1 protein-coding gene is annotated in these 3,083 nt (G+C 69.0%); it reads right to left on the reverse strand.

Annotation, left to right across the window (positions count from 1 at the left end; translation table 11 throughout):
* Nucleotides 1-2,844 (reverse strand): hypothetical protein (locus tag OO57_RS37460; RefSeq protein WP_158715383.1); only part of this gene is annotated, 2,844 nt, incomplete at its 3' end.
* Nucleotides 2,845-3,083: the final 239 nt, after the last annotated feature.

Here is a 3,083-nt window from a genome sequence, read left to right on the forward strand (position 1 = left end):
GGTGTTGTCGTTCAGCGGCCAGGTGTGGGTCGGGGAGAACAGGTTCTGCGTGGGCTGGCCGCTGATCGTGGTGCCGTTGAAGAGGTTCGCGGTGGCCGCGCTGCTGGTGTTCACCGACCACAGGTCGAGGATGCCGTTGCCGTCGATGTCCGCGGCCTGCAGGGTGGGCCTGGCGGCCTTGGTCCAGCCGGTGGAGGCGACGAGGACGGGGGTGGCGGTGTTGCCGAGGGTCAGGTCGAGCAGGTTTGTCGGGCTGTAGTAGTAGAGCTGGCCGCCGGTGTCGGAGCGGGCGAACATGCCGGGCATGTTGTCGGTGCCGAGTGCGGTGACGATCGTCCAGCCGGCCCAGGTGCCGGTGCCGGTGGGGTTGGTGTCGGAGAGGTCGACCTCGGCGGGGAAGAAGCCGCCGGGCTGCGGGGTGGTGGGTTGCAGGTAGAGGGAGCCGTCCAGGATGCTCAGCAGTGAGGGGAACGGGTTCGGATCGCCTTGCGCTGCGGTGGTGTAGAGCTGTCCGGCGTTCGCGATCCAGGTGGCCTTCGCGCTGGTGGCGGGTGAGGTGAACTCGATCGGGGAGACGTTCTTGCTGTTCAGTGGGGACAGTGCGGAGCCGTCGCCGTTGCCGTAGAGGACGACGCCCACGCCGGTGGTCGGGTTGTACTGCAGGATGTCGTTGAAGCCGGCGCCGGAGCGGAAGTGGCCGACGATGGCCTGGGTGCCGTTCCAGTCCGCCGGGGACGGGTTGGTGCCGGCGGTGCCCTTGGCGCCGAGGTTGTCCGCGGCAGTGTTCAGCGACTTCGTTGTCGTTCCACTGGCCATCCACAGCCCGGCAGGCAGGGCGGCCTGGCCGCCGACGACCGCGAGGTCGGTGCGGCCGTCGCCGGTGAGGTCGTTCTCCGGCGCGGTCGCCGCGGGTGCGGCGTCGAGTTCGACGACCTCGCTGTCACCGCTGGGGTTGCCACCGGCGGAGAGGGCGGTGACGGTCAGCACGTTGTGTGCACGATTCGGCTTGATGCTCACCGTGGCAGCGCCGGACAGCGCCGTGACGGTGCTGGGGGCGGCGCCGTTGAGCTGGTAGGTGTAGCTCGTGGGAACCGCTCCCACCGGGTTCGCCGTGATGGACACCTGGACGGGGGTGCCGACCGTGAACGGGCCGGAGCCGACAGCAGCAGTCGGCTTGCCCGGAGAAGTCGGATCGAAGGTGAACCGGCACATCGTGCTGGTGCCGCTGTTGGCACTTCCGTCGTTGGTGTAGACGTTCCACGAGAACATCGTCGCCGCACCATTGGAGGCGTTCACCAAGGCCTGGCGGTTCACCAAAAGCTGGGCCGTGGTGCCTGAAGTCGCCGTCAGGGTGTTGACGTTGGAGGACGCCACGCCGACGCCCGTGATCGTGTTGACCAGGCTGAAGGCCACCCCGAGGTTGCCGCCGTCGGGGTCGGAGACCGCGGCGCGCAGCACGACGTCGCCGTTGCCAATGACGGTCGGGGTCGCGCCGGTGCAGGAGGTGGCGGGCGAGGTGGTGAGCGTGGCGGGGGTGGTGGGGACGTGGTTGTACTTCGTCTCCATGTACATCGAACTTGGCTGGAACTTCTTCCAGCTGCCACCGTCCGACTCGTTGGTGGCACGCAGGCCCAGCGTGATGTCACCCCAGTTGCCGTTGGCCGCGTTCTGCATCAGAGCGGTCGTGTCGAAACCCACCGAGGCGGCAGGACAGCCACTGTCGTGCCCGTAGGCGACGCTCCTGGTCGCACTCCTGGTCTTCCAGGCAGGCTGGGTGTTCCACGTCGTGGTGGACGAGATGCCATCGGTCAGCCACAGCTCCACATCACTTGCAGTGCAGGACGCCGACCAGGTCTCGGTGGCGTAGAACGTGGACGAGGAGACCTGCGCACCGTAGATCGCGCTGGGCACCGACATCCGGGCAAAGGCCCGGCCGACGTAGTAGGGCGACTCCCAGTTGTTGTCGCCGACCCGCAATCCCTCGCTGTCGGTGGTGTTCCAGTAGCTGGTGGTCTTGAAGTACGAGTTGACGTAGGTCCAGCCGAGTCTGGTGCTGCCGGCGGCGGAGTAGGTCGGGTCGATGTACAGCGGCCAGGTGGTGTTCGTGCCCGACAGCAGCGCGGGGTCGGGGGTGAGGGTGATCGCGCCGCCCCCGTACTCGGCCTTCAGCGGCGCGACGCGCGCGGCGGCACCGGGGCCGGCTTCGCTGGAGCGGGCCGGGCTGCCGCTGCGGGCGTCCAGCACCTGACCGTCACTCGGGTCGGTGACGGTGGCCGCGGAGGTGTCCACCGCCGAGTCCCACACCCCGCGCACCGGCGCGGGTGCGGAGAACACGACCTGGCCGTGCTTGTCCTTCGCGGTGATGTTGCCGCCTGCGTCGGTGCCCAGGTCCACGCCGGTGGTCCGGGTGGTGAACGAGAGGCTCTTCAGGGCGGGGTTGGCGGCAGCGGTGGCGTCCTTGACCACCAGGACCTCGGAGAAGCCGCCCTGCGGATCGGCAGTGACCTTCAACTCGATGCCGGACAGCAGGCTGTAGGTTGCGGTGGGGCCGTCCAGCACCGGCGCGGGCAGGTCCTTCGCCAGCGCATCCGGCAGGGTCAGGGACAGTGAGCGGCTGCCGCTCTTCATCTGCGCCAGCGCACCCGGCCCGCCACCCGACAGGGTCAGGGGGCTGCTGGTGACCTTCGGCGCGATCGAGCCGTCCGGCTGCTTCACCAAGGTGGCATCCAGCGGCTTCCAACCGCCATCCCGGTAGGCCCGCACCGGAGTGACCGCCTGCTTCAGCGTGAAGCTGCCGTCCGGGTTCGCCGTCAGCTCGTCCGTCGACGTCGTCGCAGCATCCACCACGACAGCCTTCCCGGACGACCGGGCCTTCGACAGCGCCTGCTCAGCCGACAACGGCCCAGCAGCCTGCGTGGCGCCCGGCTGTGCGGTGCCCGCCTGCGCAGGCACCGCCGCGGTGAGGGACAGTGCGGTCAGTGCAGCGCCGAGCGCTGCGGCGAGCACACGTCTTGTTGGTGTGGAAGGTGGCACAGGAAGCCCCCAGCCCTTTCGTTCACGGAACGGATGACGGCAGGCGCCGA

Origin of the sequence: Kitasatospora phosalacinea, assembly GCF_000717185.1 — a bacterium.
In the GTDB taxonomy this organism is placed as follows: Bacteria; Actinomycetota; Actinomycetes; order Streptomycetales; family Streptomycetaceae; genus Kitasatospora; species Kitasatospora phosalacinea_A.